This is a genomic window from Lysinibacillus sp. RS11 (genome assembly GCF_042019215.1).
Lineage (GTDB): Bacteria > Bacillota > Bacilli > Bacillales_A > Planococcaceae > Lysinibacillus > Lysinibacillus xylanilyticus_A.
Map to the genome: position 1 here is coordinate 4788594 of NZ_CP168124.1, position 19095 is coordinate 4807688.

The 19095-nt window shown below is 34.2% G+C and carries 19 protein-coding genes; 7 read left to right on the forward strand and 12 right to left on the reverse strand.

Annotated elements, in window-relative coordinates; translation table 11 throughout:
* The first annotated feature begins 66 nt into the window (after positions 1-66).
* Both AB9L17_RS24745 and AB9L17_RS24750 read left to right on the forward strand, forming a co-directional pair.
* On the forward strand, positions 67-480 hold the full coding sequence (locus tag AB9L17_RS24745; protein WP_068985761.1) for a MarR family transcriptional regulator: 414 nt from the start codon (positions 67-69) through the stop codon (positions 478-480).
* Between the two features lie 179 nt (positions 481-659).
* On the forward strand, positions 660-1319 hold the full coding sequence (locus tag AB9L17_RS24750; RefSeq protein WP_068985762.1) for a hypothetical protein: 660 nt from the start codon (positions 660-662) through the stop codon (positions 1317-1319).
* Positions 1320-1816: 497 nt separating this feature from the next.
* Here the strand turns inward: AB9L17_RS24750 and AB9L17_RS24755 are convergent, their stop codons facing one another.
* Positions 1817-2536: a hypothetical protein gene (locus AB9L17_RS24755; protein WP_068985764.1), complete on the reverse strand. Its 720-nt coding sequence runs from the start codon at positions 2534-2536 to the stop codon at positions 1817-1819.
* A gap of 11 nt (positions 2537-2547) precedes the next feature.
* Positions 2548-3627 carry an ankyrin repeat domain-containing protein gene (locus AB9L17_RS24760; RefSeq protein ID WP_068985765.1) on the reverse strand — a complete coding sequence of 360 codons (1080 nt, stop codon included), beginning with the start codon at positions 3625-3627 and terminating at the stop codon, positions 2548-2550.
* 278 nt (positions 3628-3905) lie between these two features.
* Between AB9L17_RS24760 and AB9L17_RS24765 the strand changes: the two genes are divergently transcribed.
* Positions 3906-4142: a hypothetical protein gene (locus tag AB9L17_RS24765; RefSeq protein ID WP_375199905.1), complete on the forward strand. Its 237-nt coding sequence runs from the start codon at positions 3906-3908 to the stop codon at positions 4140-4142.
* Between the two features lie 270 nt (positions 4143-4412).
* On the opposite strand, the gene AB9L17_RS24770 is transcribed toward AB9L17_RS24765, so the two are convergent.
* The 4 genes from AB9L17_RS24770 to AB9L17_RS24785 form a co-directional block, all read right to left on the reverse strand.
* Positions 4413-5894, reverse strand: coding sequence for a malate:quinone oxidoreductase (locus tag AB9L17_RS24770; protein ID WP_375199906.1), 1482 nt, complete (start codon positions 5892-5894; stop codon positions 4413-4415).
* Between the two features lie 462 nt (positions 5895-6356).
* Positions 6357-7124, reverse strand: coding sequence for a nucleotidyltransferase domain-containing protein (locus AB9L17_RS24775; RefSeq protein WP_068985767.1), 768 nt, complete (start codon positions 7122-7124; stop codon positions 6357-6359).
* A gap of 212 nt (positions 7125-7336) precedes the next feature.
* Positions 7337-7930 (reverse strand): hypothetical protein, encoded by a 594-nt coding sequence (locus tag AB9L17_RS24780; protein WP_375199907.1) that lies wholly within the window; start codon positions 7928-7930, stop codon positions 7337-7339.
* A 155-nt stretch (positions 7931-8085) separates the two neighbouring features.
* Positions 8086-8238: a hypothetical protein gene (locus AB9L17_RS24785; RefSeq protein ID WP_223553724.1), complete on the reverse strand. Its 153-nt coding sequence runs from the start codon at positions 8236-8238 to the stop codon at positions 8086-8088.
* 230 nt (positions 8239-8468) lie between these two features.
* On the opposite strand from AB9L17_RS24785, the gene AB9L17_RS24790 reads away from it, so the two are divergent.
* Positions 8469-8960: a hypothetical protein gene (locus tag AB9L17_RS24790; protein ID WP_068985769.1), complete on the forward strand. Its 492-nt coding sequence runs from the start codon at positions 8469-8471 to the stop codon at positions 8958-8960.
* 235 nt (positions 8961-9195) lie between these two features.
* On the opposite strand, the gene AB9L17_RS24795 is transcribed toward AB9L17_RS24790, so the two are convergent.
* The 4 genes from AB9L17_RS24795 to AB9L17_RS24810 form a co-directional block, all read right to left on the reverse strand.
* On the reverse strand, positions 9196-9465 hold the full coding sequence (locus AB9L17_RS24795) for a hypothetical protein (protein ID WP_068985770.1): 270 nt from the start codon (positions 9463-9465) through the stop codon (positions 9196-9198).
* A 198-nt stretch (positions 9466-9663) separates the two neighbouring features.
* Complete coding sequence (locus AB9L17_RS24800; protein WP_223553722.1) at positions 9664-10029, reverse strand: VOC family protein; 366 nt, start codon at positions 10027-10029, stop codon at positions 9664-9666.
* A gap of 40 nt (positions 10030-10069) precedes the next feature.
* A complete protein-coding gene (locus tag AB9L17_RS24805) occupies positions 10070-10867 on the reverse strand; it encodes an MBL fold metallo-hydrolase (RefSeq protein ID WP_223553720.1) in 798 nt (265 codons plus the stop codon).
* A gap of 398 nt (positions 10868-11265) precedes the next feature.
* Positions 11266-11688, reverse strand: coding sequence for a hypothetical protein (locus AB9L17_RS24810; protein WP_068985772.1), 423 nt, complete (start codon positions 11686-11688; stop codon positions 11266-11268).
* 341 nt (positions 11689-12029) lie between these two features.
* Between AB9L17_RS24810 and AB9L17_RS24815 the strand changes: the two genes are divergently transcribed.
* The 3 genes from AB9L17_RS24815 to AB9L17_RS24825 all read left to right on the forward strand — a co-directional run bounded on the left by AB9L17_RS24815 (position 12030) and on the right by AB9L17_RS24825 (position 17056).
* Complete coding sequence (locus tag AB9L17_RS24815) at positions 12030-12374, forward strand: BRCT domain-containing protein (protein WP_068985773.1); 345 nt, start codon at positions 12030-12032, stop codon at positions 12372-12374.
* A gap of 221 nt (positions 12375-12595) precedes the next feature.
* A complete protein-coding gene (locus tag AB9L17_RS24820; RefSeq protein ID WP_068985774.1) occupies positions 12596-15373 on the forward strand; it encodes a bifunctional diguanylate cyclase/phosphodiesterase in 2778 nt (925 codons plus the stop codon).
* 39 nt (positions 15374-15412) lie between these two features.
* Positions 15413-17056: a thiamine pyrophosphate-binding protein gene (locus AB9L17_RS24825; RefSeq protein WP_375199908.1), complete on the forward strand. Its 1644-nt coding sequence runs from the start codon at positions 15413-15415 to the stop codon at positions 17054-17056.
* 381 nt (positions 17057-17437) lie between these two features.
* Here AB9L17_RS24825 and AB9L17_RS24830 read toward each other — a convergent pair whose 3' ends face one another.
* Positions 17438-18055 carry a hypothetical protein gene (locus tag AB9L17_RS24830; protein WP_254660196.1) on the reverse strand — a complete coding sequence of 206 codons (618 nt, stop codon included), beginning with the start codon at positions 18053-18055 and terminating at the stop codon, positions 17438-17440.
* Between the two features lie 189 nt (positions 18056-18244).
* The gene (locus AB9L17_RS24835) at positions 18245-18976 is read right to left on the reverse strand and encodes a response regulator transcription factor (RefSeq protein ID WP_068985777.1); all 732 of its coding nucleotides are present in this window, start codon (positions 18974-18976) and stop codon (positions 18245-18247) included.
* Positions 18977-19095 lie beyond the last annotated feature (119 nt).

A 19095-nucleotide genomic window follows, 5' to 3' on the forward strand; every position in this document is an offset into this window, starting at 1 on the left:
GTAGTAGCCCCAATTATATATTTGCTATATAATTTAATTATTAAATATTTTAACAGGTGAGATTATATGTCAGAAAACAATCAATTACGTAACGTGGAAATCATTATGAGAGAGATGCTTGAAATACAGCAAACATCGAAAATGTTCGTCAATCTTCTCTCTGAAGGAGAGTCACTATCTCAAAACCAGCTTATCCTCCTTCTCCAACTAAAAATTAATGATGGAATGAAAGCAACTGAAATTGCTGACTTCTTTAGTGTAACACCTGGAGCAGTTACATCCATGTGCGATAAGCTAGAAAAATTAGATTTAGTACAACGGATTAGAGAAAGCGAAGATCGCCGAGTAGTCAAAATGGCTTTAACGAATAATGGCGCACTTAAGGTTCAAGAAATATTTTTGAAATTCCCACAGGAAAAGCTTGAAGATATGGCAAGAGTACTAAGTGAAGTTAATCAGTTAATGAAAAAAATTTTTTAGGATTTCATACAATTGAAATCCCTTTTTTATTGCCCAGAAAATACATAAAAAGCATATTTTCAGGATAGATATTCGGTAAATTTTTAGTTCTTGACAAAACAAAGTAACATATACTTTAATTAATATATGTTTTAATAATTGAAATATATATTAATTAAATTAACATGAGGTGATTATTCTTGATTCAAAAACTACGTACCGTAACCCTTACTAACGGCAATATTAAAGACTTAGCAGCAGACTTTGAACAATTAAATATCCGTGGGTCTGTTGCTATACATCAAGAAGTACGACTACAAAAAATCTCCACTCATGGACATAGTTCTTTTCACTCCCCCGTGGCAGTACAAGTTTTAAATAGTACCGGATCATGTACGATAAAGGATTTTTGTGAGATTAATGAAATGAAGAGTGCCGGCAGTTTAAAAATGCGCAATGGGCAAGTATTGAATTTAAATAGTTCTGGAAAATTAACCATTGAACAAAGACTAGAAGCAGAAACTGTATATTCAATTGGCATTGTAAAAGCAGCAGAAATACTGACCAAACGTTTTCATTTAAAACTGTCTGGTGAAAGTGAAATTGGAGAGCTTATTGCAGATGAAGTGTGGATAGAAAAGGATAAGATTTCTATCCTCCCATTATTAAAGAAAAAATTGATTTGCAATTGTATAAAAGGGAAAAATTTACGTCTTTCCTATACGAATGCGGAAATCGTTGACGGAGATGTTGTGACAGTAGGGAGCAATTGTAAGATCAAAACACTTTACTATACAGAAAGCTATTCAATTGCTCCAAATGCTAAAGTACAACAAATAATACGGAGGGAAAATGAATGACAATCATAAAAATCATTCAAGCCTTTTTTTGCTCATTAGCACTCCTTGTATTATCTGTCCTCTACGCAGGCTTGGTCTTAAGTGCATTATTAGCAATACTAGCTGGCATTTTACGAACGTTTGGCCTTGATCAAATAAAGATGAGCATATGGTATGGCGTCGATCTTCCAGTTATGTTCAGCATTCCTCTAGCCCTCCTTGTCGCTTTATTGCTTTTCTTTTGTTCAATGTATGTCAAACGATCTATCCAATTCTGCTTTTCGAAGCTTAGGTACTAAAATGTAAAAGCACACCTTTTTTTAATAAAAGATGTGCTTCTCCCCCTATTTTATCTTGTATGGTCTATAGGTCGCTCGACAAGGAAGCTGTGTTGCGTATAATCTAGTCGCTACCCTAATTTCAGTACCTTTTATGCTAGGTGGTAATATATTTGTGAACGCATTCTATTTAGAAATTGGATCAATTCGCGGCTTCAATTCCTGGGATCTTTATGTAAGTTATATACGTTCAGATCCTTTTGTTACGAGCCATTCCTCTATATCGTTGTATAACTGTTGTTTATCTTGCTCATATATAATGGCGATTTCTTGCCCGTAGGCATAATTAAATGTTACATAGCCACCTAACATCTGATAGAAAAATTTACAAATATACGAGTTCTCCATTATCAAATCTGGAAGAAAAGCAGCTTTAAACATTTTAGCTAGGTCTTGTAGTGTAGGCCCCTCCTCTTTTGGTGGTAAACGTAAAAAATGATAATTTTGTGAGTCAGAACAAGGCTCGTAATACATGGGGCCTTCTTGAGCTTCGCCGTAAACTTGATGATATAGATTATCTAGCACTACCGTAAATATTTCATCGTCTTCAACCCCGCTCTTTTGCACAGTTAGTACGCGATCAGCGTGGCGAGGCAACCAGAGCAGCTGATCGACCTCAGGATGTACAGCTAGAAAATCACCATCAATTGTTGTGCCAATAACTATGCACTCACCGATTTGTTGCTGAGTAATCGGACTCCCTTCGTTATGCTCCCAGAAATCGTATTCAACAAAAGGCTTTAGTACCTCACTATCGGGTAAGTGAACATATATCCATCCTCTATAAGTTCCTGCTCCAAACTGTTGCAGAAATGTTAGATAGCCTGGCGGAAAAAATATTGCCTCAATCTCCACAAGAAAGTCATGTTGAAATGGTTTAGGCTGACTGACAAAATACATAGACATTCCTCCTACAGTTCCCCCTCAAGAAACTTGATAAGGTATATTTCCGGCTTAACAAGAAAATCTTTAAAACTGCACAAATCTGCATATTCTTGATGCTCTACATCATAGCAACCAATCTGCCCTTTCTTCTTTGAATTCCATACTATCTGTAAATCTGAATAATTGTAAATATTTGCCGATAAACGCAGTAGCCTTTGACGACCACCCTTCATTTCAATCGTATCCGTTAGTGTAAAAAAGTCTATATAGCTAATTCCATAATCATTTGCATCTAGATCAAGGCGTAGCTTGTCTCCCGTAAGAAAGCTAATCAGTTCATCACTCAACTTATATTTTTTCAGCGCATACTTTTTGTTCTCTACATCATGTAGCTCAGATGGCTCTAGTGATTTCAAATAATCGGCCAAAGCTGTATTTTTATTGCCAACTGCAATCGTATATGGACGCTCACCATCTTTTTCTGCTAAAGTAACATCCGCTCCACGCTCTACTAAGTATTGCACCATAGCTAGATTTCCCATTCGTGTTGCCTCTGTTAATGGAGTTGCTTCATAAGGATAAACCATATCTGGACTATTATAGTTGATGTCCACCCCTTGATCGAGTAGATATGTAATGGTCTTCATATCATGGTTTGACACAGCTTGACGCAATACGGGACCACCGTGTTGCTTTACATCCAAACCTAGTTCATGAATGAGTGGAATATTTTTTTTATTACCATAGTAAGCCTGTGAATAGGCGCCAGACCCGACTTGATTGAGCATGTCTAGCTTCGCTCCATGCGCTACAATATAGCGAATTATATCTCCCTTGCAATAACGAACAGCTTGCAAAAACGCTGGATTATTTTCAACGTTTAGGTTAACACCATGATCTACTAATAGCTTTATAACATCTAATCTTTGACAATTAAGCGCCATATCTAAAGGACTTAGCGAGATATACCTACTCAATATAATGTCTTCTTCAATATCCCAGCCTACTTTGATGGCAGCCTGTAAAGCTGGAATATTCCCTTTGTAAATATGCATAGCAATTTCCGGTAGATCATTAAACTTCCCAACACCTTTTAGAGTAATCATCCAGTTCCCGTTCCTCCCTAAAGTTTCATGAAAAATTTGCTTTAATTGAAGGGACATCTTTGATTAATGGTCTCCATTCAACTTTTTTTGATTAAATCATGATGATTTTGTCATTAATTATACTCTACTGTAATATATTTATTAATATGGATGATAGTTTTCAACTATACTTATTTTGTAATTAAAATTTTTTTGGATTATCACCAAAAGTTTTGGATGACATTTTTTTAAGTATATACCTGTATATTAGTTGATTGGAGTGGAAACCGGGCGACTCCTTGGGGATTAGCGATAGGGGAACGAAGGCTAAGAGCATCATGTCCTGTGATAACGCCTTCGTGACCAACATCGTGCTGCTGCTGCCGCTACGTTTGCACTACGCTTTCGCGCAAAAAACATCCTGCTGCTGCCGCTACGTTTGCACTACGCTTTCGCGCAAAAAACATCCTGCTGCTGCCGCTACGTTAACACTACGCTTTCGCGCAAAAAACATCCTGCTGCTGCCGCTACGTTAACACTACGCTTTCGCGCAAAAAACATCCTGCTGCTGCCGCTACGTTTGCACTACGCTTTCGCGCAAAAAAACATCTGTTGGCCCGAGACCCTGGAGCGAAGCGTCAGCGGTAAAGCGCCCAGTCGGAATGGAAATCAACCGCTCGTTATGGTGATGAGCCGATTTTTTGGAAACAAAAAAATAGAACCTTCAATCCAAAATTAGATTGAAGGTTCTATATTATATGTCGTAGAAACATGATGCTTACATCCACTGTTTCTACATCAAAATTTTATTTTAAACGAAGGGCTTCGTCTGTAGAAGCATTAATTTCATTAAGAAGCTCTGGGTTTTCTGCTAATTTTTTGCCATAAGATGGGATCATTTCTTTGATTTTAGGTTCCCATTCTTTAACATTTTGAGGGAAGCATTTATTGATTACCTCAAGCATAACGTGTACAGCAGTAGAAGCACCAGGAGAAGCTCCAAGTAATGCAGCAATTGAGCCATCAGGAGCACTTACAACTTCCGTACCAAATTGAAGCGTTCCTTTACCACCAGCTTGTGTATCTTTAATAACTTGTACACGTTGACCAGCTACAATAATATCCCAATCGTCGCTCTTAGCATTCGGGATGAATTCACGTAGCTCTTCCATACGTTGTTCTTTAGATAGCATAAGTTGTTGGATTAAATATTTTGTTAATCCCATTTCTTTAACCCCTGCCGCTAATAACGTTGTAATATTATGCGGTTTTACAGAAGCAAATAAATCCATATTCGAACCTGTTTTTAAGAACTTAGGTGAGAAACCTGCGAACGGTCCAAATAGTAATGATTTTTTGTTATCAATGTAACGTGTATCAAGATGCGGAACAGACATTGGTGGAGCACCAACTTTAGCTTTTCCGTATACTTTTGCATGATGTTGGTCAGTAACTTCTTGATTTTTACATGCCAAGAATAATCCACTGATTGGGAATCCACCAATATGTTTTCCTTCAGGAATACCTGATTTTTGAAGCAACTCTAGGCTTCCTCCACCAGCTCCAAGGAAGACAAATTTCGCTGTATGGTATTCCATTTTACAGCCGTTTTTGTCATGCACTCGTACTTCCCATGAACCGTCGCTAGTACGTTTCATGCTTTCAACACTATGATTGTAGTTGATATCAACGTCTTTAGTTTTTAAGTGATCGAATAACATACGTGTTAATGCACCAAAGTTAACGTCTGTACCAGTATCAATTTTTGTCGCAGCGATAGCTTCATCTGCTGGACGATCCTGCATAATAAGAGGAATCCATTCCTTTAGTTTTTCTGGGTTATCAGAAAATTCCATACCTTGGAATAAAGGATTTTTTGTCATCGTTTCATGACGTTTCTTTAGAAACTCTACATTGTCTTCCCCTTGTACTAAACTCATATGAGGTAAAGGCATAATAAAGTCTTGTGGATTACTGATCAGTTTATTGTTCACAAGATAAGACCAAAACTGTTTTGAAACATGGAACTGTTCATTAACGTTAATCGCTTTACTAATATCGATTGACCCGTCTTTTTTCTCTGAAGTGTAGTTAAGCTCACAAAGTGCCGCATGCCCAGTTCCCGCATTATTTAATTCGTGAGAACTTTCTTCACCTGCTTTATCAAGCTGCTCAAACACTGTAATTTTCCAATCTGGTGCTAATTCTTTAAGTAATGTCCCCAAAGTAGCACTCATGATTCCGGCACCAATTAAGATAACATCTGATTTAATTTGTCTGTTACTCATTTTTACCTTCCTTATATATTAAGATTTGCAGAAAGGATGTAAGCTCTCCTGCTTCAGTAAGCCATGGAGTAACTTTTGAGCACACCTTTTCTGTATCAATTATTACCTTATTGCAGTTTATCACAATTACCTAAAGATTAAAATATTAACTATCTATATGAGAGTTATGTGCATTTTTCGAGCCTTCCTCTTAATAAATCAAGAGAAAAACCTCCTATTCCCTCATCAAGAAATCCAGCATTTATTGAATCTTTATGGAATAATTGTCCTAAAATTGGCTAGCATTTTCATATAATAATGAGGATTTTTTAATTATTATATCTCTATAATAACATAAAAAGATGGAACCAGTCTTGTTTTTACACCAGCCCCACTCCACATTAAAATATAGCGAATTTTCACAATATTTTCTAGTGCTATTTTAAAATTATTTCTTTTTTATTTTAACGCAAGTTGAAATATCTATACTTCGACGGGACTTTTTATTTTCCAACCATCTATTTCAAAACCACCAGCCTGATTAAATACATGGTTTACTAACTCTTCATAAATCTCGATCATCTTTTGTTTATCCGCTTCTTGTAATGCTTTTAAAAACATTTCTTTAAATATTGAATCGGGAAAAGCCTTTTTCACATATTTCTTACTGTATATTGGATCTACAAGGTAGGACCTAATTTGATAATAAGGAATGCTTTCTAAATTTAAAAACCTACAGTACTCCGAGAATAAATTAGCTAATGAATTATAATAGACAAAGTGGAAATCTTCTTTGTCTTGTTCACAACAATCTTTTAAATTATCTAATGAATCCCATAGTAAATACTTTTTTATTTCTAAAGCTGTTTTATTTAGTTCATCGTATTTTTTATTTAGCCATTTTTCAGCCTCGATTCTTATTTCACTAATTATTCCCGTGTTATCGAATAAAATCTCTCCTGTAATAAACTGAATCATGGACATTGTTCTATGGTTTTGAAAATCCTCTTGAAAGTATTTTTGAATTTGTTTTGGAGGGTTAGCAAAATATTCTATAAGAAAGCCATTAATAATTTTATTTCCTCTCTCTCTCCAATCTACATCATCAGTTAAAATAATATGTATATCTATATCAGAACGCTTTGAAGGATTTCCAGTAACATAACTCCCACATACAAGTGCACCTACGACATCATTTCTGTTCTTCCAATCTTTTAAAAACTCTCCAAGTGCAATTTGCCATTCTTCCATAAAATTATCATCACCTTTCTCAAATATAAAATCGTTCAATACCGATATATTCAATATTTGTTTAGATAACCCTTCCGGAACTAATGACGCTGAATATGAAAAAACACAGCATTTTTAGTTGCATTAATTACGTTATTATCATGAAAGAACTTGGTGATAAAATCATTTTCACCTCCAACATTGTCTCTCCTTCATTTTTTTCCGTTAATGGGTTATTCATTAAACATCCTATTTATATTATTAAGTTCTATCTTTTCTTCTTCTTTTCGATAATCGCGATAATCATTTTCTTCAGTAATTATTAGTCGTTCTTCTTGAAAGAATGATAACAAACGCCCTGCTTCTTTTATTAGCTTTGGCTTGATATCATTTAGTATTTCTCTTCTACTATTAAATTCATTTTTATCCCATTCATCTCCTTGCATTAGTTTAGGTATTGAATCAATTCCTGTTATATATGTAAGCCCTAAAAATCGAAGAAATGAATATCCACTGCAATAATCATCATATAACTGCTCCATTATCTCTACTACATCACCTTTTTCAAATATGATGTTTTTCAAAAGAGAAATAATCCGTGACTGTTCAAACTCTCCAAGTGGAATTTCCATCTTTATTATCTTCACTAATTCAGTTTTAATATGCTTTTTTCTATAATCTAAATCAAGTAAGTTAAAGTAAAAGTCATGGTTATAAATACTTTCAATTTCTTGTGTTTTATAAAGCCATTCTTCAAATTCTGAGATGCTAATATATCCTTTATATATTTTATAAAACTGTTTTTGAATATCCGCTTTACTATTCATTTTTTTCTTCAACTCCTTCAATATTTCTATTTGCAACATAACAAGAACTATTTTGTTTTTTGGTTAAAAGCTTTAGAGGTTAAATAAAAGGAATTGGATAAAAATCCAATCCCTTTTATTTAACCTTGACTCTGTGTCTAGACGGTACATTTCACTTATTTAAAAAAATCAGCCAAATAGGTTTGAATATATTCAGGTAATATTTGAAAGAACAATCCTTCATATTTAATGTCGAGAATACCAGCAATGAAAACCATAATAATGATGACAAATACAAGGGGTTTCTTATTTTTAGAAATCCACTTCAATAGGTTCCCCTCCTCTGAATAACGTAATAGTTTGCAAGTTAAGTATATATTGATTCATGTGAGATATAAACCAATCCTTTTGATGATCATAACATTCTCTGTCACCCAAGTTGGGAATGTTACATAAATTAAAATGATGCTGTTCTAAAGTATTATAAATTGATTTCAAATCAATCCCTTTGGATAAACAATACTTCTGTCTCACCAATACCGTTTAGAAAGGAATGGCTATGGTAAATTTTAAATCGTTTCGTGGGGTCGTTACACAGATTGAAGATTTTTCGATTGGGCAAAATGGAGAAAGAGAAGGCTGTTATAAACTTATGACGGTAGTAGATGATACTGGCGGCATCGTCAATTTTGTCATCTCTCCTTCCACTTACTTTGTAAACCAAGAAATCGTGACTCTCCGTGATCGGATTACTGGATATTATGATGGAGATGCACCTGTACCGTTGATATACCCACCTCAATATCGTGCACTCATCGTTGTTAAGGAAAATAATTTTCAAAATGTTAAAGTCGACTTTTTCAATAGCCAATTAGTGAGTAGTGATGGCCAATTACAACTAAATCTCTCTCCCTCTACTGTTATCTCGCTAAAAAACGGGCAGCCTTTTTTAAAAAGCCCAACAAATCGAAACCTAATTGTTATCTATGGTCCTACTACAAGAAGCATTCCTGCGCAAACCACACCATATAAAATAATCGTTTGGTGTTAACAATACAAAAGTATAACAACAATATTTCCCAGGAAAGAAAGCGAAATGTTTCCTCATCTGCGCAACATTTCTCTAGAAACCGATAATTGACTGCAAGTGAACCTAATGAAAAATAATTAAGCGGCTTAAGCCCTTTTATATTATAGGACTCAAGCCGCTTCATGCATTTTTATTATTTCTATTGTCTACTTACAGAGAGCAATTCAAAATTGAGTAAGTTTATATCTTACTTTTCTTACACTTCATCTTTCATTTCATGTAGCTGTTGCTTGATCTGCTCTAAGTATTCTTTATTTTGTTGGACTGTATCCAAATGCTCACCATATTGCACTGCATTCATAAAAGCATTTTCAGCATGCTCTAGATGATTGAAAGCATGCTCAATTGCTATCTCCTCGGGGTGTGACTTTGCGTGCTTTAATAAACGCTCTGCCTTTTGGACAGAGTTGCCGAACAAAGTGCTTGGATGATCCTTTTTCCAACTCGTATCTGAGTGTTTAGCCAATTATGCCTCTTCCCTTCCTGCTAATTAGATAAATTATCTAGACATAGTATTTTAAAATGTCCAGAAAATATGCACGGATGAATTAGCGAATAACCGCAAACCAAAAAACGCATTTTTAAACAAAAATTAGAAAAAGAGGCGGGGGACTTCTGTACCTGTCGCTACGCCTTCGGTACAAAAGACATTTGCTGAAAGAAGTTAAACTTGTATCTCACTCATTAATGCATGAGTATTATCTTCTGAGTCTTTAAAAAATACCATCCATGTTTCTGTTTGTCCCATTTTCGCTACAACATGTGGTTCATCAATAAAAGTAACATCTTTCCTTACTAAATCCTCGTATGTCTTACTGATATTTTCTACTTGAAAATAAATTACTGAACTGGCATAAGTAAATTCATCTTTTTCTGGAAGGCTTAACAGGAGTCTCAATCCATTACAATCAAAGAACGCCATGCTATCTGTATTAAATAAAAGTGAAAGTCCAAGTATTTCTTTATAAAAATGGATTGCTTTATCTAACTTCTTAACGGGGATTCCGACTTGTCCGACTTTTTGAATCATGTTGATTTTCCTCCTCATGAGTTGTAAGAACATTTCTTTCTTAAAGTTCTTGATTAGCCATCTTCTTATTGTCAGGATGAATGCTTTTCATTCCTTCAAAAAATGGATACTCCCTACTTAAATATTTTTCTAGCTCTCCGTTATCACGAAGAAGCTGCTCTAAGTAATACTTTGAACTATCTATCCTTTTTTGAATTTCCTGTTGATTCTGTGTTGTCGAACCGTGTCCAGGTATGTGCGTCGTTATTTGATGATTTAGCAAAATATTTTCAGCTTTATTGATCGTATTTACATAGTCTTGATAATTGCTAAAGATGAACGGAAACTCAATATCTGACAGGTAATCACCCGAAAGAAATAGACCATCAGGCTCAATCACTGTAAATAAACCATCGTCCGTATGACCAGGTGCTTGATAAAATGTCATGGTAATCGAATCTAATTCTAATTTATGCCCATCCTCTGAAACAACAATATCTACTGTTGGGTATACGGGTGAATAGCTTCTATTCAAATAATATCCTTGGTCAAATTGTTTAATTTTTTGAATGATATCATCTTTGTTCGGATTTTCATCAAATTGTTTAGATGCAATTACCTTAGCATCTGGAAAGGCTCCAGACCCAATAATATGGTCAAAATCGCTATGTGTGTAAATAATATATAGTTGTTTATCACCTTTAATGTTGTTTATGTAGCTCTTAATTTCTTCAATTTCAGTAGGTAACCAATTAGGATCTGTCATAATTATCGCTTCGTTCGTTTGAATGATTGCCGAGGTAGTCATATATAATGCACTTTGAAAAACTGTAATATTATTTTTTTGAAATTGAATCATTATGGACCTTCCTTTTCCCCTTATTATTAATACATATTTCTTTAATTCTTATTCATACGAATAGGTAGCATTTTAAAGTTAATGTGCCAGTTTGTTGGAGAAGAACTTTAATTTGTTTATTTGCTCTCTCTTAATTCAATAGTTCGAGGAATATCGATAAATTCCTTCTTTAGTAAAAAAAGTATGAGAAATCAATTTAAATTTCACATACTCTTAGTTTCTTAACATAGTAACAGTTGATTCATAAATCCCACATTCATCTAAAGAAAAAACATGCTCTTTCTCAAGAACATGTCTTCTAAAATGGCCTTTATTTATGATAAGGTTCTTCGTGACGTGATATGTCTAAGCGGTACTTCTTAATTTTTAATAAACTTAAATCTCCCTATTTAAAAACGCTAAACTTTTGTTTGATATATATCTGATTTTATCGGTTTTAAATTCAAAGGAACTTTAAACTCCTGAAGGCTTTCTATATGATTAAAAAATTCATCTATATCTTCAAAATCCATTGACCATTTTGCTACCTGGAACTTACGTAACTCATCTGTTGGCTCAAATTCAAAACTACAGAAAAGTTGTTCCATATGGGAATATTCATCTTCTTCATCAAGAATAGAAAATTGACGTACAAAGTCAAAATAAAATTTCTTTCCAGTATATTCATAAACACCACATTGAAATAATATTTCTTTTTCTTCTTCTCCTTCAATTGCCTCTTTCGAAAAAGCCTTAAACTCTTCCCAAACCTTTTTAATATCATTGGTATTTTCACCAATTCTGTTTTTTAGACAACTTTCAGTATTACTAACTGTAAGCATTACAACACCTCTGTAAAATTTAATGGTACAACTTAATATACTAATTTACTTGCTACAAAGTTGGCGTACATGAAAATAACTACAAAAGTATATACATTTTAACAATTTTTTTGTACATAGTTAAATGCATATTGGAATTTAATTCTCTACAATATATCACAAAAATTGGTATACAAAGGAATAACAATATAATTAATTTAACAGATATGCATATTATTTCAATTATTGAGTCATAAAATTAATTGAAGCTTAATAATTTTATGTACAAAAAATCCGGTCATATCAATTATTCTCGCCTATAATTAAGTAGAAATCTTTCCATTCAATCGAGGAGTATCAACATGAACAAAAATACAGACAACATAGAAGTCATCTTCCTTTCTGACCCATCCGAATGCTTGCTGCACCCATTTTATACTAAAAAAATCGTCTTTACAGGGGCTCTTTCCACTATGACACGTTCAGAAGCCGCGAAAAAAGTACGAGCTTGTGGAGGGGTTATGCAAGGAGCTGTTACACAGGAGACAGATTTCGTTATTCTTGGAAAGAAACGTCGTGGTATAAGTACGAAACAATCGAAAGCTGAGCAGTTGATTAGCCTTGGCCAAGACATCCAAATTATTTCTGAGGATGATTTTATTTGGCTCATTTCTATGCAAAAGGAAGATCCGCTGCCTCACATTTGAACAGCTTTCTAGAACTCATTTCATTAAAGAAGGATTGTAGCCCTACATAAAAAGACAAATCACAAAATGCTCTTAAGGATTTTTAACTAATTTCTATAATTTTTTTCCTACCTGTTTATTACTACTGTAAAATAAAAAGAATGAGCTATTTGATATGAATAAAGTAAACATTTAATAAGAATTTATATAGGACAACAAAAAAAGATTGGGGGTTCATTTAAATGTCTATCGAACAAACGAGGTATTCTCGACTGGCCAATATAACGAAAATGATCAACATGAAGCAAGATTTACGCGAAGTATTGGAGCAAGTAACACTAGCAATATCTGAAGAAATCGTCACATGTGATTCTGTGGGCATTTATTTACCGAGAAAAGATGGAACATTCAGAGGATATGTAGGAAAACCAGAAGTTATTAATGGTTGGACGTTGAATATGCATGTAATTGACACTGAAATAGATTTACTGGCAAAAGAAGTAATTGAAACAAAGAAAACTATCTATATTCCTGATACTTCAAAGGATAATCGACCTGATCCCAGAGCTGTTGAGGGGTTCCATATTAAATCTTTATTAGTTCTTCCCATCTCCTTTGAACAAGAGTTATTTGGGCTTGTTTTTTTATTTGATTATGGAATTCCAATGAACTTAACAGACGAAGAAATTCAAACGGTTGAGTCATATGTAAATATGGCTGCTGTTGCTATTCAAAACGCAAACAACTTAGCTTATAAAGAACGTCTCATTAACGAAAAGCAGTTGCTGCTTGATGTTACACGTGATTTATCAATGTGCTCCTCACTACAGAAGTGCCTTGATAAATGCTTTTTCTACTTAGAAAAGGTTCTAGATAATAGTAATATAGGCGTTCATCTATTAGATCCTTTAGCAGAAAAAAAAATTAAACCGGTTAAGTTGAGTAGAGATAGTGATTGGACAGAAGAAAATTGGCTAAAAACACATAACAAAATAAAAATTGACCAAAGCAATGATGCTGTCATACAGGAGGTTTTTGAAACCAAAAAAGCAATTCTTATTCCTAATGTATTTGAGGATGAAAGACCTAATCATGAAGTTTGTCGCAATTTTGGTATAAACGGTTTAGTTATGTTTCCTTTGATTTCAATGGGTGAAATTTTAGGACAAATATCTATTGTTAATCTTGAAAAAAAAGCATTTTTCTATTCAGAAACTCAATTACAGCTAGCCCAATCAATTGTTGACACTACAGCATCTGCATTATCAAACCTTTTATATATGGAAAAACAAGAAATCATTATCGAGGAGAGAACCTCGGAGATACTAGTCAAAAATAAAGAGCTTGAAAGAGTTATAGCAGAGTTACAGCAACTTAGCCGTGAAAAAGAGTTAATTCTCAATTCTGCAGGAGAAGGAATCTTCGGGTTAAATCTTGATCGAAATATTACATTCTGCAATCCAGCAGGTGCACTCATGTTAGGGTATGAAACAGAGAAGGAATTAATCGGAAAATCAGTCGATTTAATTATGGGTCGAAGTGAAACAGAGGATAAAATTATGGTTTCATCCTTTTTAAATACAAATTTCAACAACTACAAGAAATTTTTTCGAAAAGACAACTCCATTTTTCCAGTCGAATATGTCACCTCCTTAATCAAAGAAGGGGACAAGATTGTAGGAGAAGTTGTCACATTTAAAGATATAACTCAAAGAAAGCAACTAGAAGAGAAGATTAAATACCACGCTTATTTTGATAGTTTAACGGATTTACCCAATAGAATTCTTTTAAAAGAGAGACTAACTCAAGGACTGAAGTATGCAAAAGAAAATGGAGAAAAATTAGCCGTTCTTTATTTAGATTTAGATCGTTTCAAGTTAGTCAATGATTCTCTAGGACATAGCTATGGAGATCTATTGCTCCAAGATGTTGCCAAACGTTTAACTGCTTGCGTTCCAGAAGGTGCAACCGTATCACGACAGGGAGGGGATGAATTTACAATCTATTTACCTAATATTAAATGTGAAAATGACATTTTGAAGGTTATTAATTGTATAAACGCTTCTTTCTCTAAGTCTTTCAATCTAGTAGACAATGAAATATATATTAAAACAAGTATTGGTATAAGCCTGTTTCCTGAGAATGGTGATACTACAGAAACGCTAATCAAAAATGCAGACACAGCTATGTACAAATCGAAAGAAACCCCAGGTACTAGCTACCATTTCTTCAGCGAAGGGATGGATACAAGAAATTTTGAAACTATCAAACTTGAAAATGAATTATATAAGGCTTTGGAGCAAGATGAACTAATTATCTTCTATCAGCCACAAATAAATTATAAAACAAACAGCATTAAGGGAGTAGAAGCTTTACTAAGATGGAATCATCGAGAACATGGAATGATAGCACCAGATAAGTTTATTCCAATTGCTGAAGAAACAGGTTTAATCGTCCCTATAGGTGAGTGGGTTCTCAAAGAAGCTTGCAAACAATTGAAAAAGTGGCATAATCAAGGATGTCCATTAATTAGTATGTCTGTAAATTTATCGGTCCATCAGTTCGAGCAGAATAATTTATTTTCTATCGTAAAAAATGTCCTAAAAGAAACAGATTTGTCACCTGAGTATTTACAACTAGAGCTTACAGAAAATTTAATTGTTAAAAATACAGAGTTAACATTTAAAACGATGACGCAATTGAATGGAATTGGCGTAAATTTAGCTATTGATGATTTCGGTACCGGCTATTCATCTTTAGGTTATTTAAAGAATTTGCCGATTTCCACATTAAAAATTGATAAATCCTTTGTACAAGAAATGTTAACCGATGATGCAGCAGCCATTACAAATACGATTATTACTCTTGCTCAAAATTTAAACCTTGAGGTTATTGCTGAAGGGGTAGAAACAAAAGAACAGGCAGATTTTTTACTGGCACAAAATTGTCATTTAATGCAGGGATATTTTTTTAGTAAGCCCATGAAGGCTGAAGATATTATGAAAAAATATTTCTATTAGCATTCTATGTTCTATTTTAGAAAGTAAAGGAGAATTATTATGAAAGCAGCTCGTACGGTCTTAGAATATTTAAAAAATAACGGTGTTCAACATATTTTTGGTATTCCAGCAGGTTCCGTCAATGCATTTTTTGATGAACTCAATGATATGAGTGGATTAACACCGATTGTAACAAAACATGAAGGAGCAGCATCATACATGGCTGCAGCTTACGCAAAATACACAAACCAGATGAGTGTATGTATTGGTTGTAGTGGACCTGGTGGGACAAACCTGGTAACAGGTGCTGCAAATGCCATGCGTGAGCATTTACCGGTTTTATTTTTAACAGGTGCAGTTCCAGTTAACACGGTCGGTTTAAATGCTTCTCAAGAGTTGGATGCTGAACCGATCTTTCAACCCGTTACTAAATATAGTATAACGGTTAAAGAATCAAAGGACTTACTGAAAGAAGTAGTAAAAGCCTCCGAAATCGCTATATCTGGGGTGCCTGGTCCAGTGCATATTGCTATACCTATAGATGTTCAACACGAAATAATTCCAAACATAGAAATACCAGCTCCACCTAAGAGAACAGCAATAGTTCCTAACCTAGATACCATTAAAAATGTAGCTGAAGAGCTATTAACAAGAAAAAATGGTTACATATTGGTAGGACAAGGGGTAAGGAATTCAGTTGAGCAATTGCTAGAGTTAGCAGAAATACTAAATTGGCCGATTCTAACAACACCGCAAGCAAAAGGATACATTCCAGAGAATCATCCTCTCCTAGTTGGCATTTTCGGTTTTGCTGGGCACGAAGCTGCCTCAGAATTGATAGCTGAAGGCGATGGACAAGTATTATTAATCGTGGGTTCAAGTTTAGGAGAAACAGCAACAAATAACTACAACTTAAATCTTACAAAAAATCGTTTTTCTATACAAATGGACTATGATCAATCAGTGTTCAATCGAAAATATGAGATTGATCTACCTGTATTAGGTGATATAAATGTAAGTTTATTATTACTTATAGAAGAATTAAGAACTAAAGGGGCAACCCAAAAAAGCACTGCACTTGAGGTAAAAGAAAATAAAGAACTTGTTGGAGATATAGGAGAATATAACACGAAAAATGTTCTATTGAATATTCAAAAATATTTACCATCCTCCACTAGGTACACAATTGATATTGGCGAATTTATGTCCTATGTCATTCATCATATGAAGGTTTTAGATTATGATACCTTTGATATTAATGTACACTTCGGCGCAATGGGAAGTGGGATTGGGTCTGCCATTGGCTCAAAATTAGCTGAACCTGAACGACCTGTTGTATGTATCACAGGTGATGGTTGCTTTTTCATGCATGGCATGGAAATATTAACAGCAAAAGAACATAATTTACCGATTTTATTTATTGTTATGAATAATGCTCGTTTAGGAATGGTATACCATGGACATGCCCTACAGTTCCATCGTACTCACCCATCTTTTGAGCAAAATCCAATTAGTATTAGTGCTTTGGCTTCAGCGATGGATATACCAAGCTTCCGAGTAACGGAACTGCTAGATATTAACCAAGATATGATTAATAACTTATTGAATCTAAATGGGCCTGCAGTTTTGGAAGTAGCTTTAACAGATCATAATACACCTCCTATGGGAGACCGAGTTAAATTTTTATCTTCTTTTGGAAAGTAGGAACTTTTGAAGTTTCATACATCCGCCGGAGGCTTTAAGCCAACGCGATGTTGGTCACTCAGGCGTTTTCACAGGATGTGAAAACGCCTGAGTTCCTCTATTTCAGTGGGTGTTTAGACACCCGCTGAAAAGGAACTTAAACCCATATTCATCTCACCAACTATAGAGGCGGAAGATTTCTGTACCTGTCGCTACGCTTTCGGTACAAAAGACATTTGCTGAAAGAAGTTAATAAAAAAGTCATATAAATCGGGAATCATACTCCCCTTATATGACTTTTTTTATCTTATAGAGATTTTCTATGACACCGTAAACAACCTGTTATGTCTATATAAATACAACTCTATCTTTAACTAATAGCTTACCTATCTACTAGCTTCTTTATACATTTGAGAATGAATTTTTAATGACTCCAAGTATAGCTCCCATTGTTTTTACTTTGAACTCATCTGGAACAGCTTCACCTGTGGGATTTAAGAAATAGTAACTATTGATATTCTCATCGAAGTAATACCCTAAACTCGTTAGTGAATGTTGTAAGTCAATTGGTAATTCTACTAGCCCAGTTTGTTCAGTGAAATAATTTGTAGGAAAGACCTTCACATCAATATCTCTTGCTCCAGTGTATACTACAAATAAGTCTTTTTCATGTTGAACGATCCACTGACCTTTTGAATATAAAGAAATTCCGGATCCTTCTAATGAAGATATTCCGTCTAAATTAACACCAAATATTTTATTGATTATTTTGCGAATTTCTGCGCCTGTTATTTCCCCGTCGTATTGATTTAGATAGTAATCTATTACTTCTCTAGCTACAAGGTCATTTCCTGTTGATGAAGAAACCCCATCTGCCTCTTCCTTCGCTTTAGGTAAAATAGGTACCTTATCTAAATTAATCTTGAAAATTAAATCTACAACATGACAAATCTCAGAACTACTAATATTTTTTCCATAAGAATTTAAATACTTATCCATCGTTTCTGTCTTTTTCATCATTTAACCCTCCCATAACAAATATAACTCTACAAACTATCACCGCGAATGTTATTTCAAATCTATATAACCTCACACAGTCACATTTATTATACCAAAGTTTAACAATATTTGATGTTTCATCTAAAAATAAGGGTTTTTTATACTGATAAAAACCTCATTCTCGGTTGTTATCGATTGCCAACATCTTTTTTATGCTCGTAAGCTTTCTGCATATTTTAATGCCAGCTGCGTTCGTGAAGTTACTTTAAATTTTCGATACAAATTTTGCAGATGCTTCTTTACTGTATTTTCACTGACATATAAATAACTGGCGATTTCTACATTTTTAAATCCCTTACATAAATACATTAACAGCTCTTTTTCACGTCGTGTAATTTGCAATGACTCGCCTGGCTGAACATATTGATGTAATAAATAAACATTTTCAATCATCCGCTTTACATAAGATAGCTTTTGACTATCCCGCTCTGTAAATGGTCTTTCCCCTTCTTTTCGCAAAAAGCCAATAGCTGCTGTTGGCTTTTGCTGCTTGTACAGATACATAACCATTTCATCTATAAAATCATTGAATTGTAAAAAGCGTTCAACATAATACCGCTTTTTCTCCTTCGATATTACTTCATTTCGTAGCATTAATTGAATATCGGGTTGGTTTTGCATATTCACTGGGTGTAAAGGATCATAATATTTATATTCGTGCAGATAGTTTTCTACCGTATATGTCTCTACATTGAAACAAACAGGCTGTTCATTTAACTCTCCATCTGCCACTTCCCAAAATACCGTATGCTCATATTGAAAACATTCACTCAATACTCGCAACATATTCAATTTAAAGTCCTCACTTGTTTGTTGTATATTCATATTCGAAATCCTAAACGTTGCTTCTAATAAATACTCCACCTCTTTTTGCTCATACAATATTAATTCCTCCTTTTCTCCATTAAGTTCATATATTCTCGTTCAAGACAAATTATCCTTTTGGGTAATATCAATTTTTTTCACTTCAATTTAAGATGAATTTGTAAGTCAAAACTATC